We start from the raw sequence: 25,628 nt of genomic DNA, 5'->3' as shown, positions 1-25,628 counted from the left end.
CCGGCACCCGGGGGGGCGCGGCGCCCCAGCGATGAAACCGCGCGGCCCCGCCCGGCCCCCCGGGGCGGCGCCTCTCTTGTCGCCTGCGGTCAGCGCTGGCGCTTGAAGATCTTCGAGCCCAGCCAGACCAGCGGGTCGTACTTCCGGTCGACCACGCGCTCCTTCATCGGGATCAGCGCGTTGTCGGTGATCTTGATGTGCTCCGGGCAGACCTCGGTGCAACACTTGGTGATGTTGCAGTAGCCCAGGCCGTGCTCCTCCTGCGCCGACTCCTTGCGCTCCGCCACGTCGTACGGGTGCATGTCGAGCTCGGCGATCCGCATGAGGTAGCGCGGGCCGGCGAAGTTCGGCTTGTTCTCCTCATGGTCGCGGATCACGTGGCAGACGTTCTGGCACATGAAGCACTCGATGCACTTGCGGAACTCCTGCGAGCGCTCGACGTCGACCTGCTGCATGCGGTACTCGCCCGGCTTCACGTCCGCAGGCGGCGTGAAGGAAGGGATCTCGCGGGCCTTCTGGTAGTTGAACGACACGTCCGTCACCAGGTCCTTGATGACCGGGAACGTCCGCAGCGGCGTGACCGTGATGGTCTCGCTCTCCTCGAAGGTGGACATCCGGGTCATGCAGCCCAGCCGGGGCTTGCCGTTGATCTCCATCGAGCACGAGCCGCACTTGCCGGCCTTGCAGTTCCAGCGGACCGCGAGGTCGGGGGCCTGCGTGGCCTGGAGCCGGTGGATGACGTCGAGGACGACCTCGCCCTCGTTCACCTCGACGGTGAAGTCCTCCAGGCGGCCCTCGCCGCCCTCACCGCGCCAGATGCGGAACTTCGCCTTGTATCCCATCACGACTCCTTGACCGCGGCGTCGTATTCCGCCAGCTCTTCCTCGGTGAGGTACTTCTCCAGCTCGGAGCGCTCGAACAGGCTGATGAGGTCGCCCCGCATGGACTGCTGGACCCTCTCCTCGACCGTGATGGACGTACCGTCCGGCTTGGCGGAGCAGACCAGCAGCTTGCGCCGCCACTCGGCCGACATTCCGGGGAAGTCGTCGCGGGTGTGGCCGCCGCGGCTCTCCTCCCGCATCAGCGCGGCCTTCGCCACGCACTCGCTGACCAGCAGCATGTTGCGCAGGTCGAGTGCGAGGTGCCAGCCGGGGTTGTAGATCCGGCTGCCCGAGGAGGCGGTGTTCTTGGCCCGCTCCTTGAGCTTCTCGATGACCTCGAGGGCCTCGCTGATCTCCTCGGACTTGCGGATGATGCCGACCAGGTCGTTCATCGTGCGCTGCAGCTCGTGGTGGACCTCGTACGGGTTCTCCCCGCCGGTCCGCTCCAGCGGGGCCAGGGCCTCGGCCTTGGCCTCCTCGACGCCGGTCACGGTGGGCCGCTTGGGCAGCCCGTCCACGTACGCCGCGGCTCCGGCGCCGGCCCGGCGGCCGAACACCAGCAGGTCGGACAGCGAGTTGCCGCCGAGGCGGTTGGAGCCGTGCATGCCGCCGGAGACCTCGCCGGCCGCGAACAGGCCGGGGACCGACGCCGCGCCGGTGTCGGCGTCCACCTCGACGCCGCCCATGATGTAGTGGCAGGTCGGGCCGACCTGCATGGGCTCCTTGGTGATGTCGACGTCCGCCAGCTCCTTGAACTGGTGGTGCATCGACGGCAGCCGCCTGGTGATCTCGGCGGCGGGCAGCCGGGTGGACACGTCGAGGAACACGCCGCCCTGCGGTGAGCCGCGCCCGGCCTTCACCTCGGCGTTGATCGCCCTGGCCACCTCGTCACGGGGCAGCAGCTCCGGCGGACGGCGGTTGTTGGCCTGGTCGTCGTACCAGCGGTCCGCCTCCTCCTCGGTCGTGGCGTACTTGTCCTTGAAGACCTCCGGGATGTAGTCGAACATGAAGCGGCGGCCCTCGGAGTTGCGCAGGACGCCGCCGTCGCCGCGCACCGACTCGGTCACCAGGATGCCGCGCACCGACGGGGGCCAGACCATGCCCGTCGGGTGGAACTGGATGAACTCCATGTTGATGAGCTTCGCGCCGGCGAGCAGGGCCAGCGCGTGACCGTCACCGGTGTACTCCCAGGAGTTCGACGTGACGACGTACGACTTGCCGATGCCGCCGGTGGCCAGCACCACGGCGGGGGCGTCGAAGACGATGAAGTCGCCCGTCTCGCGCCAGTAGCCGAAGGCCCCGGAGATGGCGTCCCCGTCCTTCAGCAGCCGGGTGATCGTGCATTCGGCGAAGACCTTGATGTACGCCTCGGGGTCGCCGTGCAGCTTCTCGTCCTCCTGCTGCAGGGCGACGACGCGCTGCTGAAGGGTGCGGATCAGCTCCAGGCCGGTACGGTCGCCGACGTGGGCGAGGCGCGGGTATTCGTGGCCGCCGAAGTTGCGCTGGCTGATCTTGCCGTCCTTGGTGCGGTCGAACAGCGCGCCCCAGGCCTCCAGCTCCCAGACACGGTCCGGGGCCTCCTTGGCGTGCAACTCCGCCATGCGCCAGTTGTTGAGGAACTTGCCTCCGCGCATGGTGTCGCGGAAGTGCACCATCCAGTTGTCGCTCGGGTTGACGTTGCCCATCGCGGCGGCGGCACCGCCCTCGGCCATGACCGTGTGGGCCTTGCCGAACAACGACTTGCAGACGATCGCCGTCCGCTTGCCCTGCTGCCGCGCCTCGATCGCCGCACGGAGCCCCGCTCCACCGGCTCCGATGACGACGACGTCGTATTCGTGACGCTCCACTTGAAAATCCTTATGCGAACGGGAAGTTGATGACGCCCTTGGCGACGAGCCGGACGTACAGGTCGGCGATCATGACCGAGAACAGCGAGGCCCAGGCGAACTGCTGGTGCCTGGCGTTGAGCTTCGAGACCAGGGTCCACGCCTTGTAGCGCAGCGGGTGCCTGGAGAAGTGGTTCAGGCGCCCGGCGGTGATGTGACGGCACGAGTGGCAGCCGAACGTGTAGCAGAGAATCAGGACCGCGTTCGCGAGCAGGATCCAGCTGCCCAGCCCGGCGGGCTTGTGCACCAGCGCGAGCACCGCGTCGTACGTCAGGATCAGGCCGATGAGGATGGCGAAGTAGAAGAAGTAGCGGTGGATGTTCTGCAGGATCAGCGGCAGACGCGTCTCGCCGGTGTACTTCCCATGCGGCTCGGCCACGGCGCACGCCGGCGGCGACAGCCAGAACGACCGGTAGTAGGCCTTGCGGTAGTAGTAGCAGGTGAGCCGGAAACCGCCCGGCAGACCGAGGATCAGTATCCCGGGCGGCAACGTGTACCAGTCGCCGAACGGGGCGAGCCCGAACAACCGGGCCCCCTCGGGACAGGACGTCGCCAGACACGGCGACGAGAAGGGCGCGATGTACGGGTCGACGAAGTAGCTCTTGTCGAAGATCGCCCAAAATCCGTAAATCAAGAACAACAGGAGTCCGGCGAACGTGAACGCCGGAGCCAGCCACCATCGATCGGTTCGAAGAGTGCGCACCCTGATCTGTGCGCGTTGTTTCCTTGCCGCGCTCTCGGCCGTTGTCTGGGTCATCGGAGACCTTCCACCCTCACTGACTCCGCGCACGCCGGAGTGACCGCGCCGTACTGCTCAGGCCGTGCGCGTTATTGGTGGGGCACACATTACGACGAGCACATCACGAAGTGTGAGGAGCGTCACTCCTCCCCGCTGTGATCTCGGTCACTTCCCCGGCAGTTTGACGACGGTCACGAAGAATTCGTCGATCTGCCGTACTACCCGGGTGAACTGGTCGAAATCCACGGGCTTGGTAATGTACGCGTTGGCGTGCAGGTTGTATCCCCGCAGGATATCCTGCTCGGCCTCCGATGTGGTGAGGATCACAACGGGGATGGTCCGCAGCGAGGGGTCCTTCTTGACCTCCTCCAGCACCTCGAAACCGTTCACGCGCGGCAGGTTGAGGTCGAGCAGCACCAGGTCGGGCCGGGGCGCCGAGGAGTACTGCTCCTCGGCCCGAAGGAAGGCCAGCGCCTGCTCGCCGTCGTGGACCACGTGGAGGTTGTTGCCGACCTTGTTGTAGGAGAACGCCTCCTGGCAGAGCAGGACGTCGCCCGGGTCGTCCTCGACCAGGAGGACCTCGATCGGGCGGAACTCATTCATCGGCGCTCACTCAGGGTCTCCCAAGGCCGGCAGGGTCCAGCGGAACGTGGCTCCGGCGCCCTCGTTCGTGTCGAGCCAGATCCGGCCGCCATGATATTCGACGATTTTGCGGCACAGGGCCAGTCCGATGCCCGTCCCGGGATAGACGTCCCTCGGGTGCAGGCGCTGGAAGATCAGGAAGATCCGGTCGGCGTACTTCGGCTCGACGCCGATCCCGTTGTCCGAACAGCTGAACTCCCACATGTCGCCGTCCCGCCGTACGCCGATGTGGACGCGGGGAGGCTCCTCGGAGCGGAACTTGAGTGCGTTGCTGACGAGGTTCTGGAAGAGCTGGGTCAGCAGCGTGCGGTTGCCGACGACCTTGGGCAGGTCGTCGTGGGTGACCGTCGCGCCGGTCTCCGACAGCCGGGCGTCGAGGTTGCGCAGGGCGCCGGCCAGCGCGTCGCCCGTGTCCATCTCCTCCGGTTCGCCGCCGACCCGGCCCACCCGAGAGAAGTCGAGCAGGTCGTTGATGAGCAGCTGCATGCGGCGGGCGCCGTCGACCGCGAAGCCGATGTACTGCCGGGCGCGGTCGTCGAGCCGGTCGGCGTAGCGCTGCTCCAGCATCTGGGTGAAGCTCGCCACCTTGCGCAGCGGCTCCTGCAGGTCGTGGCTGGCCACGTAGGCGAACTGCTCCAGCTCGCGGTTGGAGCGCCTGAGCTCCTCGGCCTGCTCGGCGAGCTGCTGGCGGGCCTCGGCGGACGACTGCCACTCGGTCATGATCCGGCGGCGCATGCCGTCGATGTGGCCCGACAGCTCCCACAGCTCGGCCGGCCGCTCGACCCCGAGCTCGTGGTCGAAGTCGCCCGCGGCCACCGCCCGGACCTGCCGGGTCAGCCGCGCGATCGGGCCGACGACCGCGCGGCGCACGATGAGCGCGCAGAACACGATCGCCAGCACCATCGCGCCGGCCAGCGCCGCGACCGCCACATAGATGGTGTTCCAGCCGGAGTAGAGCCGATCTCTGGCGATGTCGTGCAGCCGCCCCAGCAGAGCCTGCTGCGTGTCGAGCGCGCTCTTGACCGCCGAGAAGCGCTGGAGGTTGCTCTTGGCCAGATCGGTGAGCGGGCCGGGGCCGCTCTTGAGGGTCCGCTCGACCACGGGCTCGGCGTAGTCGCGCCGCCACGCGGTGGTGGCGTCGGTGATCTCGCGGATCTGGCGACGGGCGCCGTACCCCTGGGGCAACTGGGGGACGAGCCTGGCGATCGCGTCGGTCGCCGACCGCTCCTCGGCGACCCCCTGGCGGTAGGAGTCGAGGTATTGCTGCTCGCCGGTGAGCCCGTATCCCCGGATCGCGCCCTCCTGCGCCTGCACCGCACGGGCGACGCGCAGCGTCTGCAGGGCGGCGGGATCGACCGCGTCGACGAGGGTCCGCCGGGCCTCGTGCGTCGCGGAGAGCGCGAGCAGGATGGCGCTGACCGCGATCACGAAGATGAGCAGGACGCCCGCTCCGGCGAGCATGAACCACCGGCTGAGCCGCAGGCGTGAGCCCCGCGTGGACGGCGCCAGCGGGGGCAGCGGGGCCGGCGAGCTCATTTGCCGCCACCACGGGACACGAGGACGGCCGCGACGTCGTCGTGCATGGCGCCGTCGAGACTGGTGATGATGCGGTCGAGGTCGATCCCCGCCTGGGCGCGGATCAGGTTCGCGAGCCCCTCGGTGCCGAGCAGGTCGCGGTTCTCGCCGACCGTGGCCTCGATCAGGCCGTCGGTGTAGAGCAGCAGCGACCACCGCTCGCCCAGGGTGACGTCGATGGGCGTCCACTCGACGTCCGGGAAGATCCCGAGCGGCGGGCCCGACGGCGTCTCGGTGACCACGCCGAGCACGCCGTCGCGCAGCAGCAGCGGCGGCGGGTGGCCGATCACGTGCAGGCGGGCGGTGGTCAGGTCGGGGGCGATGGTCGCGGTGCACATCGTGGTGAAGATCTCGGGCGACTTGCGCTCGTGCCGCAGCAGCGTGTCGAGCGTGCGCAGCACGTCGTTGCCGGTCTGCCCGGCCAGCACCAGCGTGCGCCAGGCGATGCGCAGCGCCGTGCCGAGAGCGGCCTCGTCGGGCCCGTGCCCGCACACGTCGCCGATCAGCACGTGCACCGCGCCGTCGGGGGTCTGCACGGTGTCCCAGAAGTCGCCGGCCAGCAACCCGCCCGAACGCCCGGGAAGGTAGCGGGCCTGGTGGTGGAGGAGCATGGGGTCGAGCAGGGGGACGGGCAGCAGGCCGCGTTCGAGCCGGGAGTTCTCCTTGCTGACGATGCGTTCCTGCAGGAGTTCGCGCATGGCGAGGTCGGCGCGCTTGCGCTCGATGGCGTAGCGGATGGCGCGGATCAGCAGCCGGGCGTCGACGTCCTGTTTGACCAGGAAATCCTGGGCTCCGGCGGCGACCGCCTCGATGCCGACGTGCGCGTCCCCGAGCCCGGTGAGGACGAGCACCGCCGTGTCCGTGGCCATGGACAGGACCTGCTGCAGCGCCTCGAGCCCGGAGGCGTCGGGAAGGGAGAGGTCGACGAGCACGCACTGCACGTCGTCGGTGAGCCGCGCGCGTCCCTCGGCGAGCGTCCGCGCCCAGGTGATCTTCGGCGGCCTCTCGGCGCCCGCCAGCAACTCCTCGACGAGAAACGCGTCACCGGCGTCGTCCTCGATCAGCAGGAGGGTGAGCGGATCGGGCAGATCAGGGGAGACCGGGGTCACGAACGCCTCTCGTCAGCGTCGGCAGCATCGTCGTGCAGCATCGTGTGCACAAACCTATCGTCTGGGAACCGCTCGGTTAGGGCTCACACGTCAACGAGCGCCTCTATTCCCTGGGGAAGCGTCCCATCACGCGCGGCCTCACCGAGGAACGACAACAGCGTCCCACGGAAGGCCTGCGCCGCCCGAGTCGGCTCCACGTCTTTGCGGTGGGCGAGGGCGACCGTACGGCGCAGCCCGGGCAGCAACGGCGTGCCCGTCAGTCTCGGCCGGTTCTCCAGCACCATCGAGGGCACCACCGCGATGCCCAGCCCCGCCTCGACGAACCGCAGCACCGCGTCCATCTCCCCGCCCTCCACCGCGAAGCGCGGCTCGAACCCCGCCTGCCGGCAGGCCGCCAGCGTCGCCTCGCGCACGTCGTAGCCCCTGCGGAACATGACCATGGGCCGTCCACGCAGGTCCTCGATCCGCAGGTACGATCTACGCCCCTTGGGCGACGTGGAGGCCACGACGAGGTTCTCGCTCAGGATCTCCTGGGTCACCAGGGACGGGTCGCTGCTCTGCAGCGGCAGGATGATCAGCGCCAGGTCGAGCTGGCCCCGGGCGAGGTCGCGGACGAGGTCACGGGAGCCGCCCTCCTCGACCTTCAGCTCCACGCCGGGGTAGTCGCGGTGGAAGCGGGCCAGCGCGTCGGCCAGCAGCCCGGCGCACAGCGACGGGGTCGCGCCGAGGCGCACCCGCCCCCGCCGCAGCCCGGCGAGTTCGGCGACCTCACGCCGGGCGGTCTCGGCGTCGGCGAGCATGCGGCGCGCGAGCGGGAGCAGCGCCTCACCCGCCGGGGTGAGCGTGACGTTGCCCCGGGCCCGGCTGAACAGGGGCGCTCCCAGCTCGGTCTCGAGGCTCTTGATCTGCTTGCTCAGCGACGGCTGGGCGACCCGCATCCGCTCCGCGGCCTGGGTGAAGTGCCGCGTCTCGGCCACGGCCATGAAGTAGGCCAGTTGCTGGAGCTGCACACCTCAATAGCCTAGGGCTATCGCCGACGCCGGCTCGATGCGCCCCCCCGTGGTGTGGATCCGTGTGAACGCGGTGTGAGTTTCGTCGCACACCCTCGGGACCTTCGACCCTGGGAAACCGTGTGGGACAGAGCACATAGCCGGGGGCTATCGAAACCAGACCTATCATGACTTGGACGTCTGAACAGCACGAACCTAGCGTGTGCATTCGTGACTGCCACTGTTGACCACTCTGTGGACCCCGCTTCTGTGGATAGGGGCTCGGCGACGGCTCCGGTTCCCCGGCATGACGCACCTCACAAGCCCGCCGGGCCCGCGCCGCGTACGCCCGCCCGTCGCGGCCTGCTCGGCACCTCAGCCGGCAGGAAGGCCGTCATGGCCGTCACGGGCGCCGTTCTCGTGCTCTTCCTGATCGGCCACATGCTGGGCAACCTCAAGATCTTCCTGGGTGCCGACTCCTTCAACCACTATGCCGACTGGTTGCGCACCGTGGGCTCGCCCGCGCTGCCGAACCGGACGTTGTTGACGATCACCGAGATCGTGCTCGTGGTCTGCGTCGTGCTGCACATGTGGGCGGCGGTGTCGCTCGCCCGCAGGGCGGCCAAAGCGCGGCCCGTGAAGTACGCGGCCAAGCGGAAGTCGCAGGCCAACGGGTACGCCACGCACACCATGCGGTATGGCGGCGTGATCATCGTGCTGTTCGTGATCTGGCACCTGCTGGACATGACCTTCGGCACGGTGAACCCCGAGGGCGCCGACGCCACGCCGTACGACCGGATGATCGCCGGCTTCCAGCCCGACCGCTGGTGGGTGGCGCTGTTCTACCTGGTCGCCATGGTGATGGTCGGCCTGCACCTGCGCCACGGCCTGTGGAGCGCGTTCCAGTCGCTCGGCCTGACCCGCCGCCCCCGCGTCCGCAGCACGCTGCAGACGATCGCCGTCGCGGTCTCCGCGGTGCTGGTGCTCGGGTTCGTCGCCGCGCCCATCTGCATTCTGATCGGAGTGGTCAAGTGAAGTTCCGTCGCCGCGCCCAGCAAGAGAACCAGCAGGAGAACGCCCGGCAAGAGAAGCAGGGCGCAGAACCGGCCATCGTGGGGCATTACCGGCTGGGTGAGCCCATCCAGGACACCAAGGCGCCGGCGGGCCCGATCGAGGACCGCTGGGACAAGCGCCGTTTCCAGGCCAAGCTGGTCAACCCGGTCAACAAGCGCAAGCTGACCGTCATCGTCGTCGGCACCGGCCTGGCCGGCGGCTCCGCCGCGGCCACGCTCGGCGAGCTGGGCTACAAGGTCAAGTCGTTCTGCTACCAGGACTCGCCCCGGCGGGCCCACTCCATCGCCGCGCAGGGCGGCATCAACGCCGCCAAGAACTACCGCGGGGACGGCGACAGCGTCTACCGGCTGTTCTACGACACCGTGAAGGGCGGCGACTACCGCGCCCGCGAGTCGAACGTCTACCGCCTCGCCCAGGTCAGCGTGAACATCATCGACCAGGCCGTGGCGCAGGGCGTGCCGTTCGCCCGCGAGTACGGTGGCCTGCTCGACACCCGGTCGTTCGGCGGCACCCAGGTCTCGCGCACCTTCTACGCCCGCGGCCAGACGGGCCAGCAGCTCCTGCTCGGCGCGTACCAGGCCCTGGAGCGGCAGGTCGCGGCGGGGAACGTGGAGGTCCACACCCGCCACGAGATGCTGGAGCTCATCGTCAGCGGCGGCCGGGCCCGGGGCATCGTGGTCCGCGACATGGTCACCGGCGAGATCGAGACCCACCTCGCCGACGCGGTCGTGCTCGCCAGCGGCGGCTACGGCAACGTGTTCTACCTGTCCACCAACGCCAAGGGCTGCAACACCACGGCGATCTGGCGGGCGCACAAGAAGGGCGCCTACTTCGGCAACCCCTGCTACACGCAGATCCACCCGACCTGCATCCCGCAGAGCGGCGACCACCAGTCGAAGCTGACGCTGATGTCGGAGTCGCTGCGCAACGACGGCCGCGTCTGGGTGCCCAAGCGCAAGGGCGACAACCGCGCGCCGGGCGACATCCCCGAGGACGAGCGCGACTACTACCTGGAGCGCATCTACCCGGCGTTCGGCAACCTCGTGCCGCGTGACATCGCCAGCCGCGCCGCCAAGAACGTCTGCGACGAGGGCCGCGGCGTCGGTCCCGGCGGGCTCGGCGTCTACCTCGACTTCGCCGACGCCATCAGGCGGATGGGCCGGGAGGCCGTCGAGAAGAAGTACGGCAACCTCTTCGAGATGTACGAGCGCATCACCGGCGAGAACCCGTACGAGGTGCCGATGCGCATCTACCCGGCCGTCCACTACACGATGGGCGGGCTGTGGGTGGACTACGACCTGCAGTCCACGATCCCCGGGCTCTTCGTGATCGGCGAGGCCAACTTCTCCGACCACGGCGCGAACCGCCTGGGCGCCTCGGCCCTCATGCAGGGCCTGGCGGACGGCTACTTCGTGCTGCCGACGACGATCGGCGACTACCTCGCCGGGGCCGGTTCGTTCGGGCCGGTCGAGGACGCGGACGTCGCGGAGGCCAGGAAGGCCGTCCAGGACAAGATCGACAAGCTCCTGTCCGTGAACGGCGACCGCACCGCCGACTCCTACCACCGCGAGCTCGGCCGGATCATGTGGGACTACTGCGGCATGGAGCGCACCGAGGAGTCGCTGCGCAAGGCGCTGGAGCGCATTCCCGAGCTGCGCGAGGAGTTCTGGAACAACGTCAAGGTGCCGGGCGACGCCGAGGGGCTCAACCAGGCGCTCGAACGCGCCGGCCGGGTGGCCGACTTCTTCGAGCTCGCCGAGCTGATGTGCATCGACGCGCTGCACCGTACGGAGTCGTGCGGCGGTCACTTCCGGGCCGAGTCGCAGGACGAGGATGGCGAGGCGCTGCGCGACGACGAGAACTTCGCGTACGTCGCCGCGTGGGAGTGGACTCCGGAGGGCCCGGTCCTGCACAAGGAAGAGCTGAACTACGAGTACGTCAAGATGACCCAGCGGAGCTACAAGTGAACCTGACCCTGAAGATCTGGCGGCAGAACGGCTCGTCGGACAAGGGACGGATGGTGACCTACCGGGTCGAAGACGTCTCGCCTGACATGTCGTTCCTGGAAATGCTCGACGTCCTCAACGAGCGGCTGATCCTGGAGGGCGACGACCCGGTCGCCTTCGACCACGACTGCCGCGAGGGCATCTGCGGCATGTGCGGCATGGTCATCAACGGCGTCGCGCACGGCGAGCAGAAGCTCACCACGACCTGCCAGCTGCACATGCGGCACTTCAAGGACGGCGACGTCATCACGATCGAGCCGTGGCGGGCCGCGGCGTTCCCGGTGATCAAGGACCTCGTCGTGGACAGGTCGGCGTTCGACCGGATCATCCAGGCGGGCGGCTTCATCTCCGTTCCCGCCGGGTCCGCCCCTGAGGCGCACTCCGTCCCGGTGCCGAAGGCCGACGCCGACGCCGCCTTCGACGCCGCGACCTGCATCGGCTGCGGCGCCTGCGTCGCGGCCTGTCCCAACGGCTCGGCCTCGCTGTTCACCGCGGCGAAGATCACCCACCTGAGCCTGCTGCCGCAGGGTCAGCCGGAGCGCGAGTCGCGCGCCAGGGCGATGGTCGAGCAGATGGACGCCGAGGGCTTCGGCGGCTGCACCAACACCGGCGAGTGCACGGCGGTGTGCCCGAAGGGCATCCCGTTCGACACGATCGCTCAGATGAACGCCGACTACCTCAAGGCCGCCTCCAAGTAGCAGACGAGTGACGTGGACCGGTCAGCCGGAACATAATCACCTCTCCTCCCGGGTAACGTGTGTTTTGTGTTGGCGTAACACGCCTGCCGTGTCCCCGCAGGCGAGGGAGTGAGCATGCCCGTGACCGGTCCACGTTCCACCTTGAAGGTCGCGTCCGCAGTCCATGGCGCGGCCGTCGTCGTACGTGTGGAAGGCGATCTCGACGCCGGCACCGTTCACCTGCTCCATGACGAGTTGCACCGGGTCTGGGAGTCGCCCGGGATATCCGTCCTCGTGATCGACGTCGCCGAGCTCATGTTCTGCGACTCGCGTGGGCTGAGCGAGCTGATCTCCGCGCTGCAGCGCGGCCAGGCCCTGAACGTCCGGTTGATGCTGAGCGGCGTGCAGGGCGTGCTGCGCCGGGTCCTGACGATCACCGGCCTGCGCAACGTGTTCGAGCAGCACCCGACGGTCGCGGAGGCGCTCGGCCACGCGGCGGACGCCGGTCCGCGCCACCCCCGGCCCGGCGGTGGGCCGGACCCGGACTCCGATTCCGGCGGGTTGTACGAGATCGCCGGGGACCGCTGAGCACTGCCGGCCCCCGCCGTCCTGTCCTCCTTGCCTCCCTCTGCCTGCCGGGGTAAGTAGAGGTGTAACTTCTCTGTAGATCTTCCAAGGGGGAGATCTTTCGGGATGAGGACAGGCGATGACGACGAGACTTGGCGTCACGGTGAGCCATGAGGCGACGCACACTCTCGTCACCCTGACCGGCGAGCTGGACGTGATCTCCGGCGAGCGGCTGCGCACCGTGCTCGGCAAGCTGCGGGAGGAGGGCGGCACCCGGCTGGTCGTGGACACCTCCGAGCTGACCTTCTGCGACTCCATGGGCCTGCGGCTCCTGCTGGAGGCGCACGACCGCGCCGTCGAGGCGGGCGGGTTCATGAAGCTCGCCGGCGTTCGGGGCGTCTTCCGTAGGATTCTCACGGTGACCGGGCTGCACGCCGCGTTCCCCATCTACGAGACCGTCGCGGACGCCCTGGCGGCTCTGGACGATTGACGCCGACGACTAACGCGGACGACTGACGGCCGTCACAGGCCGCTCTTGACCTCCTCCCTGAGCTCGGACAGGTCGATCCCGGCGTCGGCCAGGATGCGCGCGCCCAGGCCCTCGCCCTCCCGGATGACGCCGAGGAGGATGTGCCCGTCCCGGATGCTCCGGCTCTTCATCGCGAGAGCCTCGCGCAGCGAGAGTTCGAGCACCTTCTTGGCCCGAGGCCCGAACGGAACGCGCCAGCCGCTGACGAGGACCCCTCGGCGGTCGCGCTGCGGGGCGCGGTCCAGGGCGCCGGGTCCGAAGACGCCCTCGACCTTCTCCCGCACGGCCGACAGATCGATGCCGATCGACTCCAGGGCCTCGGCGTCGATCTCCCCGCCGGTCAGGTCGCCGCGTACACGGACGATCTCCGCGCGCACCCGCGCGTGGTCGATCCCGTGCGCCGCGAGAAGGCGCGCGGACGGCGTCTGCGGGGTCAGCAGGCCGAGCAGGATGTGCTCGGTGCCGGCCTGCTCGTGCCGGAGCTCCCGGGCCTGCTCCACCGCGTGCCTGACGACCTGCCGGGCGTCTTCGGTGAACCTTTCGAACATCTACTTCTCCCGTCTCAGCAGTCCTCGCCCGCCCGCGTACTTCTTGTGCACCGCCTGCCGGGACACCCCGAGCAGGAGCGCGATGTCCTGCCACGACCACCCCGCGGTGCGCGCGTTCTCCACCTGCAGCGCTTCGAGCCGTTCCACCAGGAGCCGCAGGGCCCGTACGGCCCGCAGGCCGACGGCCGGATCGCGGCTGCCGGCGTCGCTCGCCAGCTGTGCCGTATCGCTCATGGCGTCAACATAGGTTGACAACCCTGCTCGTGTCAACCTTGGTTGACGCGGGAAAACGGTTTGCCCCTCGACCTGCGTTTTTGCGAGCCTGGAACGACCATGCGCTCTCTTCCTGTGGCCGATCCCGGCACTCCCGACGTCCGCGGGCCGCTGCGCTACCTGTGGTGGGTGGCGCGCGGCCAGGCCGGCCCGCTGCTGGCCGGAGTCGGCCTGGCGGTGCTGTGGTGGCTGGGGCAGGCGCTCGTGCCGGCGGCCCTGGGCAAGGCGATCGACGCGATGGCCGCGGCGGACGCCGGCACGCTGATCAAGTGGTCGCTGGTGGTGCTCGGTCTCGGCGTGGTCCAGGCGGTCGCGGGCGTCACACGTCACCGCTTCGCGACCTTCGCATGGCTGTCGGCGGCCTACCGCACCGTGCAGGTCACCGTACGGCAGGCGGCCAGGCTCGGGGCGACGCTGCCGAAGCGCCTCTCGACGGGCGAGGTCGTCAGCGTGGGCAACTCGGACATCGCGCACATCGGCAACGCCATGGAGATTCTCCTGCGGGGCGCCGGCGCGGCCGTCGCGATCGTCGCGGTGACCGTGATCCTCCTCGCCACCTCGGTCCCGCTGGGTCTCGTCGTGCTGATCGGGGTGCCGCTGATGGCGGCCGCGGTGGGTCCCCTGCTCAAGCCGCTGCACCGGCGCCAGCACGAGCAGCGTGACCTGCAGGGCGACCTCGCCACCCGGGCCGCCGACATCGTGGCCGGTCTGCGGGTGCTGCGCGGCGTTGGCGGTGAGCAGGTCTTCGCCGCGCGCTACCGGGCGGAGTCGCAACGCGTACGGCAGGCGGGCGTGCGGGTGGCCTCGGTGGAGTCCCTGCTGGAGGGCGCCCAGATCCTGCTGCCCGGCGTGCTGATCGCCTGCGTGACCTGGCTCGGCGCGCACTTCGCGCTCGACGGCCGCATCACGCCCGGTCAGCTCGTGGCGTTCTACGGGTACGCGGTCTTCCTGATCGCGCCTCTGCGTACGCTGACGGAGGCCGCCGACAAACTGACCAAGGGGCACGTGGCGGCTCGCCGCGTCTGCCGCATCCTGTCGCTGGAGCCCGAGATCACCGGCGGCGACGGCCGCTTGTCCGCCGGACTGGGCACGCTCAGCGACGGCGAGTCGGGCGTCGAGGTCCGGCCCGGCCGGCTCACGGCGCTCGCGGCGGCCGCGCCGGAGGACGCCATCGCCATCGCCGACCGCCTGGGCAGGTTCGCCCCCGGCGACGTCACGCTCGGCGGCGCGCCGCTGGCGGAGCTGCCGCTCGCCGAGGTCAGGCGGCACATCCTGGTGGCCGACAACGGCGCGCGGCTGTTCAGCGGACGGCTGCGTGACGAGCTGGACGTGCGGGGCACGGCCACCGACGAGGATGTACGCCAGGCGTTGTACGCCTCGTGCGCCGAGGACATCGTGGCGGCGCTGCCCGAGGGCCTGGACGCGCACGTGGCCGAGTCGGGCCGCGAGTTCTCCGGCGGCCAGCAGCAGCGCCTGCGGCTGGCCCGGGCGCTGCTCGCCGACGCGGAGATCCTGATCCTGGTCGAGCCCACCAGCGCCGTCGACGCGCACACGGAGGCGCGCGTCGCCGAGCGGCTGGGCAAGGCGCGGGCGGGCCGGGCGACCCTGGTCTGCACGACCAGCCCGCTCGTGCTCGACCGGGCCGACCACGTGCTGTACGTCGAGGGCGGTGTGGTGCGGGCCGAAGGCACCCACCGTGCCCTGTTGGAGACGGTGCCCGCGTATCGCTCGACCGTGACACGAGGGGAAGACTGACCATGGCCCGCGAGATCCTCCCGGTCGCCGACCGGGCGCAGGTGCGTGCCTACGCCCGGCGGCTGACGCTGAAGTATCCGCGTGAGCTCGGCCTCGCGCTGGCCCTGCACGCGCTGGCGGCGGTCGCCGGGCTCGTCGCGCCCCGCATGCTCGGCGACCTGGTGGAGGGCCTGGCCAAGGGCCGGACCGACCTGCGCGTGGACGCCGTCGCCCTGGCCATCGCCGCCTTCGTGGCCGCGCAGGCCGTGCTGGTCAGGTTCGCGGTGTACGCGTCGTCACGGCTGGGCGAGAAGGTGCTGGCCGAGCTGAGGGAGGACTTCGTCGGCCGGGTGCTCGCGCTGCCGCTCTCGACGGTCGAGCGGGCTGGTTCCGGCGACCTCATCACCCGTACGTCCAGGGACGTGGACGCGCTGTCCCGGAGCGTGCGGCACGCCGTGCCCGAGACGCTGATCGCGGTCGTGACGGGAACCTTCGTCGTCGGCGCGGTGATCCTCGTCGGCCCGGTGATGGCGGTGCCGTCGCTGGTCGCCGTGCCGCTGCTGTGGGGGGCCACCCGGTGGTACCTCAACCGGGCGAGGGACGGCTACCTGCGGGAGAACGCGGCGTACGCCGACATGACCGAGGGCCTGGCCGAGACCGTCGAGGGCGCGCGCACGATCGAGGCGCTGGGGCTGGAGGGCCGCCGCCGAGACCGTACGGACCGGGACATCGCCCGGTCGTTCGCCGCCGAGCGGTACACCCTGGGCCTGCGCATGGTGTGGTTCCCGGCCGTCGAGTTCGGCTACGTGGTCCCGGTCGTGGCGACCCTGCTCATCGGCGGGCTGTTCTCCATCGAGGGCTGGGTGACGGTGGCCCAGGTGACGACGGCGACGCTCTACGTCCAGCAGCTCATCGACCCGCTCGACCGGCTGCTGTCGTGGGTGGACGAGCTCCAGGTCGGCGGGGCCTCGATGGCCCGGCTGCTGGGCGTGGCCAACGTGCCCGACGACCGGGTCGCGGGCGAGGCCCGGCCGGTGGGGGAGGAGCTGAAGGTCGGCGGCGTGCGGTACGCCTACCGCGAGGGCCACGACGTGCTGCACGGCATCGACCTCGACGTACGCCAGGGAGAACGCCTGGCCATGGTCGGGCCCTCCGGGGCCGGCAAGTCCACGCTGGGCCGCCTCATCGCCGGGGTGCACGCGCCGGGGAGCGGGTCGGTCACGGTCGGCGGGGTGCCGCTGGTGGAGCTGCCGCTCGACGAGCTGCGCGGGCACGTCGCCCTGGTCACCCAGGAGCACCACGTGTTCCGGGGGACGCTGCGCGACAACCTCCTGATCGCCAGGCCCGACGCCTCGGACGCCGAGGTGCGCCGCGCGCTGGAGGCCGTGGACGCCTGGGAGTGGGTGGCTGCGCTGCCGGAGGGCCTGGACGCGGCCGTCGGCTCCGGCGGCACGGCGATCTCCCCGGCCCAGGCGCAGCAGCTCGCGCTCGCCCGGCTGGTGCTGGCCGACCCGCACACGCTCGTCCTGGACGAGGCGACCTCGCTGATCGACCCGCGGGCCGCCCGCCATCTGGAGCGGTCGCTCGCGGCCGTGCTGGAGGGCCGTACGGTGATCGCCATCGCGCACCGGCTGTACACGGCGCACGACGCCGACCGGGTGGCCGTGGTGGAGGACGGCCGGATCAGCGAGCTGGGCTCCCACGACGACCTGGTGGCGGCGGGCGGTGCCTATGCCGCGCTGTGGGACAGCTGGCACGGCACCGCCCGGTAGTCCCGTCAGCCGGTGATGTTCAGCGACTTCTTGAGGAAGTCGAGCTGCAGGAGCAGCAGGTTCTCCGCGACGACCTCCTGCGGCGTCATGTGGGTGACGCCCGACAGCGGGAGCACGGTGTGCGGGCGGCCGGCCGCGAGCAGGGCCGACGACAGCCGCAGCGTGTGCGCGGCGACGACGTTGTCGTCGGCCAAGCCGTGGATCAGCAGCAGCGGCCGCTCCAGCTTTTCCGCGTCTCCCAGCAGCGACGACCGTTCGTAGTGCCCCTCGTCCGGGTGGCCGAGGTAGCGCTCGGTGTAGCAGGTGTCGTACAGCCGCCAGTCGGTCACCGGCGCCCCGGCGACGGCGGCGTGGAACACGTCCGGGCGGCGCAGCACGGCGAGCGCCGCGAGGTAGCCGCCGAACGACCAGCCCCGGATCGCCACCCGCGACAGGTCGAGGTCGCCCGGGTGCAGGGCCGCCACGCCCTGCAGGGCGTCCACCTGGTCCTGCAGCGAGATCGTGAAGTCGTGCAGCATCTCGCGTTCGAAGGCCGGGCCGCGCCCCGGCGTGCCCCGCCCGTCGGCCACGATCACCGCGAAGCCCTGTTCGGCCCACCACTGGGACTCCAGGAACATCCGCCGGGCCGACAGCACCCGCTGCGCGTGCGGCCCGCCGTACGGGTCCATCAGGACGGGCAGCGGGCCCGAGCCGGGCACGTGCCACGAGGGCAGCAGGACGGCCGTGGACAGCTCGCGCGAGCCCGCCCGGACGAGTGACACGCGCGGCTCCAGTCCGGGCCGCTCGGCGAGGGACTTGATCGACACTGCCCCGACTGAAACCGTCGTGCCCTCGGTGTCGAGGCTCTGCCGGGCGACGAGCGTCACGCCGCCCGCCCGGCGGCCGGAGTGGACGCCCGGTTCGGTCGTGACGGCGCTGATGGTGCCCGCGGAGTAGGTCCACAGGTGGATCTCGGTGGGCTCGCCGCTCGCCTGGAAGAGCACGGTGTCGCCGTCGACGTCGAGCACCGCGCGGACCTGCAGGGACGGCGGCGTGACGGGCTCGTCGCCGACCACGAGGCGGTGGCCGCCGCCGGCGTCGGCCACCCACACGAGCGTCCCGTCGGACAGGCGGGCCGGGACGCCGGTGACGATGTCCACCCAGGCGGGGTCGGTGTCCTCGCGCAGGAGCGTCGTCTCGCCCGTGTCCGGGTCGGCCGCCAGCAGGCGCATGGTCCGCTGGTCGCGCGAGAGCGTGACGATCGCGAGGCCGTGGGCGTCCCAGGCCGCCGTCACCAGGTACTCCTGCTCGAACGGCACCGCCGTACGCGCGCCGTCCAGGCCGATGACGTGCAGCGTGACCTCGGCGTTGGCCGTTCCGGCGGCGGGGTAGCGCTGCGGGACGGGCTGACGATCGGGGTTGGCCGGGTCGGCGATGTGCCACAGGGGCACCGGCGACTCGTCCACGCGGGACACGAGCAGGCGGTCGCCGGAGGGCGACCACCAGTAGCCGCGCATCCGCTCCATCTCCTCGGCCGCGATGAACTCCGCCAGGCCGTAGGTGACCGTGTCGCCCTCCGGCTCCGCAAGCGCGGTGTCCGCGCCGGTCGCGATCTCCAGCACGTGCAAGGCGCCGCCCGTGACGTACGCGACCCGGGTGCCGGTGGGGTCGAGCCGGGGGTCGATGACCGGCCCGGCCGCCGGGAGCCGCCGCACGTCCCCGGAGGCGAGGTCGGCCAGGTAGAGGTCGCCCGACAGCGCGAAGACGGCCTGCCGCACCTCCCGGTCCGTGGCGTACGCCACCACGCCGCCCGCCGATTCCCGCGACCGCTCGCGGCGTGCGCGCTCCTCCGGCGGCAGGTCCTCGTCGGCGGCGCCCAGGGCGAGGGGGTCGACGACGAGCCGCTCGGCTCCGGACGCGACGTCCAGCTCCCACAGGCAGGTCACCGGATCGGTGCCCGACCTCGTCCTGAGGAAGGTCACCCGACCGCCGTCAGGGGAGATCGTGAAGTTGCGCGGCACCCCGAGGGTGAACCGCCGGGTCCTGGCATGCAACCGCGGGAAGCTCTCCGTCATAGCTCCTCATACTGCCAGCACGGGGGCACTACCCTCGGAGGCATGACTGACCGTCGCTTGCTGCTCGTGCACGCCCACCCCGACGACGAGTCCATCACCACCGGTGCGACCATGGCCAAGTACGCCGCCGAGGGTGCGCACGTGACGCTGGTGACCTGCACCCTGGGGGAGGAAGGCGAGGTCATTCCCCCGGAGCTCGCCCACCACGCGGCCGACAGGGACGACACCCTCGGTCAGTACCGCGTCGGCGAGCTGGCCGCCGCGTGCAAGGCGCTCGGCGTCACCGACCACCGCTTCCTCGGCGAGGCCGGCCGCTGGCGCGACTCGGGCATGATGGGCGCGGCGACCAACGACCGTCCCGGCTGTTTCTGGAGGGCCGACCTCGACGAGGCCGCGGGCGAACTGGTCAAGGTGATCCGCGAGGTCAGGCCCCAGGTCCTGGTCACCTACGACGAGAACGGCTTCTACGGTCATCCCGACCACATCCAGGCGCATCGCGTCTCCTGGCGGGCCTTCGAACTGGCCGCCGACCCCGCGTTCCCCGGCGGGGAGCCGTGGCGGATCGCCAAGTTCTACCACACCGCCATGCCCAAGTCGGTGCTGCGGCGGACCATCGAGACCATGCGCGAGGCCGATGTCGACTTCTGGGTGCCGGAGTCGATCGACGACATGCCGGGATGCGCCGACGCGGACGTGACGACGGAGATCGACGCCCGGCCCTACGTGGAGGCCAAGCTCGACGCGATGCGGGCGCACGCGACGCAGATCGCCGTGGACGCGCCGTGGTTCGCGCTGTCGAACAACGTCGGCCAGCAGGCCCTCGGGGTCGAGCACTTCATCCTGCGCGCGGGGGTCCCCGGCCGGCCCGGCATCGGCGCTCCGCCCGAGGTCGGCGGCCTCGGCGAGCCGTACGACCGCGAGACCGACCTGTTCGCCGGCGTCGGATAAGTTGAGTGGTATGACCCAGGAGACGCAGGTCGCCGTCGAGACCGAGGACGACCCCGGCCCGCTGGCCGGGGCCGTGACCGGCGCGGCGTACGGCGTGCTCTTCCTGCTGGGCGTGGTGCTCGGCGTCGTCGGGGGCTTCCAGCACGCGTGGTACGCCGGGCAGGTGCCGGTCGCCGCGATCGCCTGGCTGGTCGCCCTGTTCGCCGTGCCGTACGCCATGGGCAGGCTGATGGGCGGCAAGCTGGGCGCGCTCGTCCCCGCCGCCGGCTGGCTCCTCGTGTCGTTCCTGCTGGCCACGCCGCAGCGGGCCGGCGACCTCGCCATCGCGGGCAACTCCGCCGGCTACTGGTACCTGTACGGCGGCGCCGTCGCCGTGGCGGCGGCCGTGGTCGTCACGCGGTCCGCCGGTTCGTGGCTGCTGGGGTCGTACGGCCGTCTGTAAGGTCGTCCGTGCTTGTATAGGCGGGAGTGGTCGCGGATCCTGGGGGACATGCGGCGGTCGCACCGGGTCCGGCAGGTCATCAACTACGTCAACCTCTCCACGCCCCTCGGGCTGCTGATCGCGCGGATCGGCGGAGCCCGCACCCGCGGAGGGGAGCGGGGCCTCGTCTACGCGCACGGCTATCGCATCCCGTTCCCCGTCGCCGGGGCGTTCACCGTGGGCAACGTGGTCCTGACCAAGCACGGTGAGGGCTATCTCACCGGCTGCCTGCTCGACCACGAGTCCCGCCACGCCACGCAGTACGCGTTCTGCGTCGGCCTGCCCATGCTGGTGCTGTACGTGCTCGCCTCGGCCGTCTCGTACGCCGTCTGCGGTCATCCGGCCTCGTGGAACCTTTTCGAGCGCATGGCCGGCCTGGACGACGGCGGTTATCCCCGGGTGCATCCGTGGTGGGGGAGAAGGGGGAGTAGGTCGCGTTCCACCTGAGGGCGGAGGAAACATGGTGGGAATCGACCGGTCGTAGGAGGAATATTTTCGGCTCTGCGGGGATCATGGAGAGCGGAAGGGAGTTCCCCATGTCGCAGACGATTCAACCGGAAAGCCCTGAGGCCCCAGAAATCCCCGTTTCTCCCGTTCCGAACGCGCCGAGTGCGCCGATTGTTCGGCCGGCCGGACCCCGCCGGTGGCCGTCCAGCTTCGCCGACAGGCTGACCGCCCCTCTTCCGGACTTCCGCGAGGTCACCAGTGTCATGTGGCATGGGCAGCTGCGGCCCGACATCGGTGACAGCGACCAGATTCCCGTCCACCGTGTCGGCCTGCCCCGCGCCGCCGCGACCGAGACCGTGGTGACCTGGGTCGGCCACGCGACGTTCGTTCTCCAGATCGGCGGGCTGACCGTGCTGACCGATCCGGTGTGGTCCCGCAAGATCCCCGGCGTGCGCCAGCGGCTGACCCCTCCCGGCGTCGCCTGGTCCGACCTGCCCGAGGTCGACGCGGTCGTCATCAGCCACAACCACTACGACCATCTGGACGCGCCGACGATCCGCCGCCTGCCGAGGGACACGGCCGTCTTCGTACCGGCCAAGCTGGGAGGGTGGTTCCGGCGGCGCGGCTTCCGCGACGTGACCGAACTGGACTGGTGGGAGTCGGCCCGCCTCGGCGACGTGACGTTCGACTTCGTGCCGGCCCACCACTGGAGCCGCCGTACGCTCTGGGACACCTGCCGCACCCTGTGGGGCGGATGGGTGCTCACCTCCCCCGAACACCGGGTCTACTTCGCCGGTGACACGGCCTATGGGGAACGGTTCGCCCAGATCGGGGAGCGTTACCCGGGTATCGACCTCGCTCTCATGCCGGTCGGCGCCTACGAGCCGCGCTGGTTCATGAAGGTCTCCCACGTCGACCCCGCCCAGGCCGTGCAGGGCTGCCTCGACGTGGGCGCACGGCGAATGGCCACCATGCACTGGGGGACGTTCGTGCTGTCGGGCGAACCGCTGCTTGAGCCCGTGCGCGAGGCCCGCGCCGTTTGGGAGTCACGCGGCCTCGACCCCGCCGACCTGTGGGATCTCGCCGTCGGCGAGAGCCGTACGCTGCCCTGACGGGACGGCGCCGGGATGGCGCCTACGCGGGAGGGTGGCTACGGTCGTTCTGCAAGCATCGTCGCGGCATTGGCCAGTCGCGTCCGCAGATGCCGCCGGAACGCCCGGAGGTCGGGGCCGTGTGTCCTGATCATCGTCTGCTGCGCCTCGACCTCCGTCGTCAGCCGTACGGTCAGATAGTCCACCCGCAGCTTGCAGCGCATGTCCGCCGTCGCCGCGGTGGCCTCCTCCCGCTTGTCGCCCGGTTTCCGCCAGCGCGGGTCCACCCGCGCCTTCACCGGGGTCGGGTAGGTGTAGCCGGCTCTCTTCATGCAGGCGCTCCACGCCGCGTTCACCGCCTTCACCCGTGGATCGCCGAGCGCCTTGTCGTACGCCTCCATGCCCAGTCGGACGACCAGCGACTCGGCGCCGGGCGGGACGCCTTTCATAACGCGCCGGTTCGCCGCCCCGATGCAGCCGTCCTCCGGCACACGGATGCCCCTGACCGTCTTCGGCCCCCGCCCGTCCATGACGGCCTGCTCCTCGGCCGGGGTCGTACCCGTACCGGGCGGCGAGGGCTGGATCCACGAACAGGTAACGGCGGGCTCTCGGCGTCGTGTCGCGCTGCGGCGGCAACGGAGTGTCGTCGTATCCACCGATCCCGAACCTTCTCGCGCACAGGGCCACCGAATGACGCACGGCGTTGACGAGCCGAACCTGCTGCTCGGGTGTCGGCCCGAACGCGTCCAGGGGGAACACCGCGTTCTCGACCGTGCGTACCGCCTCTTCTGCCTCCTTCTCAGCCTCCTTTTCGGCCGCCTTCTGGGTCGCCGGCCCGCCGCCCGGCACGGGCGACGCGGTCACAGCACACCCGCTGAGCGTGACAGCGGCGAGCACGGCGAGCGAAAGCAGGCGGAAGCGCGAAAGATCGTGCACACCTGCATTCTTTTCTCTACGGGTTCCGCTCGGATAATCAGAGCATTTACGGAATGACGAATCGCGCGTTTTCGGGCGGCGGCACCGGTCGCGCCGGCCCTGGCACAATGCGGTTATGAGCTTCGCGACCGCTGATCTCTACGACGCCCATGGCGACGCGCTGCGCAGTTGTGTCACCCAGTTCCGCTCGTACGGCTCACGCGCGCGATTCTCCGGTCAGATCTCCACAGTCCGCTGCCTGGAGGACAACGCGCTCGTCAAGCAGGTGCTCGCGACGCCGGGCGAGGGCCGGGTGCTGGTGGTCGACGGCGGCGGATCGCTGCGTACGGCGCTGCTCGGCGACATGATCGCGACCTCGGCGGTGGAGAACGCCTGGGCCGGCGTAGTGATCAACGGCGCGGTACGGGACACGGCGGCGCTGGCCGGGCTCGACCTCGGCGTCAAGGCGCTCGGCGCCAACCCTCGAAAGAGCGCCAAGACCGGCCTTGGGGAGGTAGACGTCCCGGTGACCTTCGGGGACGTGACCTTCGCCCCGGGGGAGTGGCTCTACAGCGACGAGGACGGCATCCTCGTCAGCGACCACGGCCTCGACATCTGAGCTCCCCGGCGGCCGTCCGTGCCGCCACCCTGCCGCTAAATCCGCAGCCGCCTGTTGCGGGCTGGGTGGTAGGTGAAGGCCCAGCGGTCGGCGCCGAGTTTGTGGCGGGTGTAGCGGTCGGGGTGGGGGTAGCGGTCGCGGTTGTGGAACTGGCAGGCGGGTCCGAGGAGTTTCAGGTCGGTGAGGCCGCCGGTGCTCCAGTTGTCGGCGTGGTCGATCTGGCACATGGTGGCGGGCAGGGGGCAGCCGTCGATCCAGCAGGTGGCGTAGCGGGCGAAGACGGCCCGGCGTTGGGCGGGGGTGGCCAGGCGAACCTTGCGGCCCATGTCGAGCACCTGCCCGTCGGCGTCCATGACCAGGCGCACCAGGGTGGAGGTGCGGGCAAGGCGGTGCACGCTGGAGACGGGCAGCATCTGCCCGGTCGCCAGTAACAACCCCGGCGCCGTCCCCAGCAACGCCCCCGGCAGCACCCCCGGTGACGCTCCCGGTGGCGTCCCTGGCGCTGTTCCCGGTGGTCTCCCCGGCGGCGTCTCCGGGTCTGTTCCCGGTGGTGTCTCCGGCTCGGGTCTCGGCGTCCCCGGTGTTGCGGACGAGCACCGCGCGTTGCGGCCGCACCCGCATCCGCCCTCGCCGTGCCTCTGCTGCTCGTGGCCGTGACCTTCACGCGTGGCTTGCCCATGCCGGCAGTCCCCCGCAGGCCGTTGCCCGGCGTGGGTGTGATGTCCAGGTGCGTCCTCGGGAGGAGGGTCCGGCTGCGCTGTGTGCGGATGCGCTGTGTCCGGGTGCGCTGTGGTCGGAGGTTCGGTGTTCGGAGGCACTGTGTGGGGGTGCGCGCTACCGCCGTGTACGGGCCATGCTGATGCCCGCCTGGCGTGCATGGATCCAGCCTGGACCGCACCACGATCGCAGTCTCCGCCCGTGGCCTGCGCGGTGTCGTCGTCCTCGGCAGCGGCGGTGCTCGCGGCGTCGCGCGGCCCGCACTCGCTGGCCTGCCGCTCACGGGTCCGCTCCTCACGGGATCCGCGCCCGCCAACTCCGGGGTCGTGAGACTCCTCATCGCGAGGGGCGGTGGTGGCACGGTCGGCACTCTCGGCACCGGCACCCGCGGTTACACCGACCTCCGCCCCTGCCTCTACCTCTGCAGTACCGGGGTCGGCGGCATGGCCGGGGTGCTCGGGTTCGGGGTCGGTGGGGAGGGATTCGGCGTTGACCAGGACCAAAAGCTCGGTCGCGATCTCCTGCTCCAGCAACGCGATGAACGCATCGGCGTTACGCACACTTGGCGGGCGGTCATCACCCTCCGCACGGGGTTTGGCGTAGGCGTCCAGCAGGGCCCGCAACCGGGCGGCCGCCTCCCGCGGCAGATAAAACTCCCCCTCCAGCCCCCCGCCCCGGGCAGGGCGCACCCGCAGGAACCGCCGCCCGTAATCGGCCTGCTCATCGCGCTCCTCCCCATCAGGGTCGAGCACCGCACGCAGGTAACGCCCGGCCTTGGCCACCTCCGCCGCACCCGCCTTGCCCGCCAGCTCCAGCAAAATCGGCTCAGCCACCCCGGCCTGCTCGTCATTCAACTGGGCGGTGGCGGTGCAGATCGCCTCCACCACTCCCGCCGCCAACTCCCCGGCCACAAACGCCGCACGCACCCGCGGCAGACGGGCCAGCTCCACCGCCACGGTCAGCAGCCGGCCCGCACCCGCCACACTCATCCCCCCGGCGCTGCGCAACCAACTGCGTGTGGAGGCATGCCCATGCTGTTTGGCCTGCCCCGCACGATGCACCCGCCCCACCCGCTCAGCAAGAGCACACGTGATCCGATCCCGGGCGACCATCAACTCCTCCGCCTCGGCCAGACAGATATCCACATCGTCCGGCAGCGGCGCCAGCGCCAGCTCCTGCGCCGACTCACGCAGAGAACCCACCAACACCCACGACGACCGGCCTCGACCGGCACCTGACCCACAAGCGCCGGCTTCCGAGCCATCCGCAGCCCCGGCATCGTCCGTGACCTCCTCGTTCCCGGCTCCACAGCCGGAGGCACGTGAGTCCCCGGACGCCCACAACGGCGAGTCAGC

At 70.6% G+C, this 25,628-nt stretch carries 24 protein-coding genes and 1 pseudogene; 12 read left to right on the top strand and 13 right to left on the bottom strand.

Translation table 11 applies throughout. The features are described 5' to 3' along the window. Positions 1-89: 89 nt before the first annotated feature. The 7 genes from IL992_RS20000 to IL992_RS19970 all read right to left on the bottom strand — a co-directional run bounded on the left by IL992_RS20000 (position 90) and on the right by IL992_RS19970 (position 7,842). On the bottom strand, positions 90-842 hold the full coding sequence (locus IL992_RS20000; RefSeq protein WP_139577390.1) for a succinate dehydrogenase/fumarate reductase iron-sulfur subunit: 753 nt from the start codon (positions 840-842) through the stop codon (positions 90-92). Next, positions 842-2,728, bottom strand: coding sequence for a fumarate reductase/succinate dehydrogenase flavoprotein subunit (locus IL992_RS19995; protein WP_193204880.1), 1,887 nt, complete (start codon positions 2,726-2,728; stop codon positions 842-844). Before IL992_RS19995 ends, IL992_RS20000 begins: the two co-directional genes overlap by 1 nt. 10 nt (positions 2,729-2,738) lie before the next feature. After that, complete coding sequence (locus IL992_RS19990; protein WP_193204879.1) at positions 2,739-3,524, bottom strand: hypothetical protein; 786 nt, start codon at positions 3,522-3,524, stop codon at positions 2,739-2,741. A gap of 147 nt (positions 3,525-3,671) precedes the next feature. After that, complete coding sequence (locus tag IL992_RS19985) at positions 3,672-4,109, bottom strand: response regulator (RefSeq protein WP_193204878.1); 438 nt, start codon at positions 4,107-4,109, stop codon at positions 3,672-3,674. A gap of 6 nt (positions 4,110-4,115) precedes the next feature. Continuing rightward, complete coding sequence (locus tag IL992_RS19980) at positions 4,116-5,684, bottom strand: sensor histidine kinase (RefSeq protein ID WP_193204877.1); 1,569 nt, start codon at positions 5,682-5,684, stop codon at positions 4,116-4,118. After that, a complete protein-coding gene (locus tag IL992_RS19975; protein WP_193204876.1) occupies positions 5,681-6,832 on the bottom strand; it encodes a PP2C family protein-serine/threonine phosphatase in 1,152 nt (383 codons plus the stop codon). Before IL992_RS19975 ends, IL992_RS19980 begins: the two co-directional genes overlap by 4 nt. A gap of 83 nt (positions 6,833-6,915) precedes the next feature. Next, positions 6,916-7,842 (bottom strand): LysR family transcriptional regulator, encoded by a 927-nt coding sequence (locus IL992_RS19970; RefSeq protein ID WP_193204875.1) that lies wholly within the window; start codon positions 7,840-7,842, stop codon positions 6,916-6,918. Positions 7,843-8,052: 210 nt separating this feature from the next. Between IL992_RS19970 and IL992_RS19965 the strand changes: the two genes are divergently transcribed. The 5 genes from IL992_RS19965 (at position 8,053) to IL992_RS19945 (ending at position 12,635) form a co-directional block, all read left to right on the top strand. Continuing rightward, entirely contained in the window at positions 8,053-8,856 is an 804-nt protein-coding gene (locus tag IL992_RS19965) for a succinate dehydrogenase cytochrome b subunit (RefSeq protein WP_319018680.1), read from the top strand. Positions 8,857-8,933: 77 nt separating this feature from the next. Further along, a complete protein-coding gene (locus IL992_RS19960; RefSeq protein WP_193205031.1) occupies positions 8,934-10,862 on the top strand; it encodes a fumarate reductase/succinate dehydrogenase flavoprotein subunit in 1,929 nt (642 codons plus the stop codon). Further along, positions 10,859-11,599 (top strand): succinate dehydrogenase/fumarate reductase iron-sulfur subunit, encoded by a 741-nt coding sequence (locus tag IL992_RS19955; RefSeq protein ID WP_193204874.1) that lies wholly within the window; start codon positions 10,859-10,861, stop codon positions 11,597-11,599. The genes IL992_RS19960 and IL992_RS19955 overlap by 4 nt, the downstream gene beginning before the upstream one ends. 114 nt (positions 11,600-11,713) lie before the next feature. Next, positions 11,714-12,166 carry an STAS domain-containing protein gene (locus IL992_RS19950; RefSeq protein WP_193204873.1) on the top strand — a complete coding sequence of 151 codons (453 nt, stop codon included), beginning with the start codon at positions 11,714-11,716 and terminating at the stop codon, positions 12,164-12,166. A 118-nt stretch (positions 12,167-12,284) separates the two neighbouring features. Beyond that, positions 12,285-12,635: an STAS domain-containing protein gene (locus IL992_RS19945; RefSeq protein ID WP_193204872.1), complete on the top strand. Its 351-nt coding sequence runs from the start codon at positions 12,285-12,287 to the stop codon at positions 12,633-12,635. 32 nt (positions 12,636-12,667) lie between these two features. Here IL992_RS19945 and IL992_RS19940 read toward each other — a convergent pair whose 3' ends face one another. From IL992_RS19940 to IL992_RS19935, 3 genes and pseudogenes are all read right to left on the bottom strand, one after another. Next, positions 12,668-13,051, bottom strand: coding sequence for a Clp protease N-terminal domain-containing protein (locus tag IL992_RS19940; RefSeq protein WP_449843668.1), 384 nt, complete (start codon positions 13,049-13,051; stop codon positions 12,668-12,670). 30 nt (positions 13,052-13,081) lie between these two features. Further along, positions 13,082-13,222: pseudogene (locus tag IL992_RS49260) on the bottom strand (Clp protease N-terminal domain-containing protein); the annotation flags it as partial. After that, positions 13,223-13,456 (bottom strand): RNA polymerase subunit sigma-70, encoded by a 234-nt coding sequence (locus IL992_RS19935; protein WP_079316659.1) that lies wholly within the window; start codon positions 13,454-13,456, stop codon positions 13,223-13,225. Between the two features lie 99 nt (positions 13,457-13,555). Here IL992_RS19935 and IL992_RS19930 point away from each other — a divergent pair, with 99 nt between their 5' ends. Together IL992_RS19930 and IL992_RS19925 are read left to right on the top strand one after the other, a co-directional pair. Further along, complete coding sequence (locus IL992_RS19930) at positions 13,556-15,250, top strand: ABC transporter transmembrane domain-containing protein (protein ID WP_193204870.1); 1,695 nt, start codon at positions 13,556-13,558, stop codon at positions 15,248-15,250. Positions 15,251-15,252: 2 nt separating this feature from the next. Then, positions 15,253-17,001, top strand: coding sequence for an ABC transporter ATP-binding protein (locus IL992_RS19925; protein ID WP_193204869.1), 1,749 nt, complete (start codon positions 15,253-15,255; stop codon positions 16,999-17,001). A gap of 5 nt (positions 17,002-17,006) precedes the next feature. Here the strand turns inward: IL992_RS19925 and IL992_RS19920 are convergent, their stop codons facing one another. Further along, on the bottom strand, positions 17,007-19,055 hold the full coding sequence (locus IL992_RS19920) for a S9 family peptidase (protein WP_193204868.1): 2,049 nt from the start codon (positions 19,053-19,055) through the stop codon (positions 17,007-17,009). A 42-nt stretch (positions 19,056-19,097) separates the two neighbouring features. On the opposite strand from IL992_RS19920, the gene mshB reads away from it, so the two are divergent. The 4 genes from mshB to IL992_RS19900 all read left to right on the top strand — a co-directional run bounded on the left by mshB (position 19,098) and on the right by IL992_RS19900 (position 22,043). Continuing rightward, the gene (gene mshB, locus IL992_RS19915; protein ID WP_193204867.1) at positions 19,098-20,003 is read left to right on the top strand and encodes an N-acetyl-1-D-myo-inositol-2-amino-2-deoxy-alpha-D-glucopyranoside deacetylase; all 906 of its coding nucleotides are present in this window, start codon (positions 19,098-19,100) and stop codon (positions 20,001-20,003) included. A 10-nt stretch (positions 20,004-20,013) separates the two neighbouring features. Beyond that, positions 20,014-20,445, top strand: a complete 432-nt coding sequence (locus IL992_RS19910) for a DUF6113 family protein (RefSeq protein WP_193204866.1) — start codon at positions 20,014-20,016, stop codon at positions 20,443-20,445. Between the two features lie 48 nt (positions 20,446-20,493). Next, positions 20,494-20,931, top strand: coding sequence for a hypothetical protein (locus IL992_RS19905; RefSeq protein WP_193204865.1), 438 nt, complete (start codon positions 20,494-20,496; stop codon positions 20,929-20,931). Between the two features lie 263 nt (positions 20,932-21,194). Further along, complete coding sequence (locus IL992_RS19900; RefSeq protein ID WP_226873411.1) at positions 21,195-22,043, top strand: MBL fold metallo-hydrolase; 849 nt, start codon at positions 21,195-21,197, stop codon at positions 22,041-22,043. A 38-nt stretch (positions 22,044-22,081) separates the two neighbouring features. Here IL992_RS19900 and IL992_RS19895 read toward each other — a convergent pair whose 3' ends face one another. Next, positions 22,082-22,552 carry a hypothetical protein gene (locus IL992_RS19895; RefSeq protein ID WP_193204863.1) on the bottom strand — a complete coding sequence of 157 codons (471 nt, stop codon included), beginning with the start codon at positions 22,550-22,552 and terminating at the stop codon, positions 22,082-22,084. Positions 22,553-23,073: 521 nt separating this feature from the next. Between IL992_RS19895 and rraA the strand changes: the two genes are divergently transcribed. Beyond that, positions 23,074-23,556 carry a ribonuclease E activity regulator RraA gene (rraA, locus tag IL992_RS19890; RefSeq protein WP_193204862.1) on the top strand — a complete coding sequence of 161 codons (483 nt, stop codon included), beginning with the start codon at positions 23,074-23,076 and terminating at the stop codon, positions 23,554-23,556. A gap of 35 nt (positions 23,557-23,591) precedes the next feature. On the opposite strand, the gene IL992_RS47690 is transcribed toward rraA, so the two are convergent. Next, on the bottom strand, positions 23,592-25,475 hold the full coding sequence (locus IL992_RS47690; protein WP_193204861.1) for an HNH endonuclease signature motif containing protein: 1,884 nt from the start codon (positions 25,473-25,475) through the stop codon (positions 23,592-23,594). Between the last annotated feature and the right edge of the window lie 153 nt (positions 25,476-25,628).

This window comes from Microbispora sitophila (assembly GCF_014892245.1).
GTDB classification, from domain to species: Bacteria; Actinomycetota; Actinomycetes; order Streptosporangiales; family Streptosporangiaceae; genus Microbispora; species Microbispora siamensis.
Note: the sequence above shows the minus strand (reverse complement) of the source record. Positions and strands in the feature narration are given on the sequence as shown.

Bases quoted from the DNA above. Each gene is read 5' to 3' on its own strand.
- IL992_RS19945 (WP_193204872.1), top strand. From the start codon at position 12,285: ATGACGACGAGACTTGGCGTCACGGTGAGCCATGAGGCGACGCACACT.
- IL992_RS19895 (WP_193204863.1), bottom strand. From the start codon at position 22,552: ATGGACGGGCGGGGGCCGAAGACGGTCAGGGGCATCCGTGTGCCGGAG.
- IL992_RS19950 (WP_193204873.1), top strand. From the start codon at position 11,714: ATGCCCGTGACCGGTCCACGTTCCACCTTGAAGGTCGCGTCCGCAGTC.
- IL992_RS19905 (WP_193204865.1), top strand. From the start codon at position 20,494: ATGCGGCGGTCGCACCGGGTCCGGCAGGTCATCAACTACGTCAACCTC.
- rraA (WP_193204862.1), top strand. From the start codon at position 23,074: ATGAGCTTCGCGACCGCTGATCTCTACGACGCCCATGGCGACGCGCTG.
- IL992_RS19980 (WP_193204877.1), bottom strand. From the start codon at position 5,684: ATGAGCTCGCCGGCCCCGCTGCCCCCGCTGGCGCCGTCCACGCGGGGC.
- mshB (WP_193204867.1), top strand. From the start codon at position 19,098: ATGACTGACCGTCGCTTGCTGCTCGTGCACGCCCACCCCGACGACGAG.
- IL992_RS19925 (WP_193204869.1), top strand. From the start codon at position 15,253: ATGGCCCGCGAGATCCTCCCGGTCGCCGACCGGGCGCAGGTGCGTGCC.
- IL992_RS19910 (WP_193204866.1), top strand. From the start codon at position 20,014: ATGACCCAGGAGACGCAGGTCGCCGTCGAGACCGAGGACGACCCCGGC.
- IL992_RS19990 (WP_193204879.1), bottom strand. From the start codon at position 3,524: ATGACCCAGACAACGGCCGAGAGCGCGGCAAGGAAACAACGCGCACAG.
- IL992_RS19935 (WP_079316659.1), bottom strand. From the start codon at position 13,456: ATGAGCGATACGGCACAGCTGGCGAGCGACGCCGGCAGCCGCGATCCG.
- IL992_RS20000 (WP_139577390.1), bottom strand. From the start codon at position 842: ATGGGATACAAGGCGAAGTTCCGCATCTGGCGCGGTGAGGGCGGCGAG.
- IL992_RS19985 (WP_193204878.1), bottom strand. From the start codon at position 4,109: ATGAATGAGTTCCGCCCGATCGAGGTCCTCCTGGTCGAGGACGACCCG.
- IL992_RS19930 (WP_193204870.1), top strand. From the start codon at position 13,556: ATGCGCTCTCTTCCTGTGGCCGATCCCGGCACTCCCGACGTCCGCGGG.
- IL992_RS19920 (WP_193204868.1), bottom strand. From the start codon at position 19,055: ATGACGGAGAGCTTCCCGCGGTTGCATGCCAGGACCCGGCGGTTCACC.
- IL992_RS19900 (WP_226873411.1), top strand. From the start codon at position 21,195: ATGTGGCATGGGCAGCTGCGGCCCGACATCGGTGACAGCGACCAGATT.